Origin of the sequence: Anabaena sp. CA = ATCC 33047 (genome assembly GCF_963870205.1) — a bacterium.
Classification (GTDB): Bacteria; Cyanobacteriota; Cyanobacteriia; order Cyanobacteriales; family Nostocaceae; genus Trichormus.
The window spans coordinates 1-412 of record NZ_CAWMSA010000021.1; the positions used below are offsets into that span (position 1 = coordinate 1).

Here is a 412-nt window from a genome sequence, read left to right on the forward strand (position 1 = left end):
AGCAATAAACGCCATGATAGACTCCTAAAACAATGTCTAAATTTAGTAGAAGCTGCTGGCGATTAAGTTGGATAATTTCATCTAACTTAATCGCTCATGCCAACATTTCAACAGAGCTATTAGCTCATCAATTACTCAGCAATAACCGGAAATGATTAGTACCAACCATTTCCAGCATCACTGAAGGACTTAGCTAAATGGCCAATCGCATCAATACCGAAGGTGATGACACCGAACTCAAATCCCTTTTCAGCTAAGTCTAAAACGCCATTTGTGGTTTTAGAATAGTTACCACCATGAACAGAATCATCAAGATTGTTCAATTCGTTGAGGAAGCTTTCAGCATCTTGGAACAATTCTGAGCCAGTAGCACGTAATTCGTTAACAGCAATAAACGCCATGATAGACTCCT

General features: G+C 39.1%; 1 protein-coding gene. It reads right to left on the minus strand.

Annotated elements, in window-relative coordinates; translation table 11 throughout:
* Window positions 1–155 precede the first annotated feature (155 nt).
* Window positions 156–401 (minus strand): hypothetical protein, encoded by a 246-nt coding sequence (locus tag AACS98_RS05910; RefSeq protein WP_066377310.1) that lies wholly within the window; start codon window positions 399–401, stop codon window positions 156–158.
* Between the last annotated feature and the right edge of the window lie 11 nt (window positions 402–412).

What these genes read in the sequence shown, in the direction of transcription:
- AACS98_RS05910 (WP_066377310.1), bottom strand. Translation starts at nt 401, where the DNA reads ATGGCGTTTATTGCTGTTAACGAATTACGTGCTACTGGCTCAGAATTG.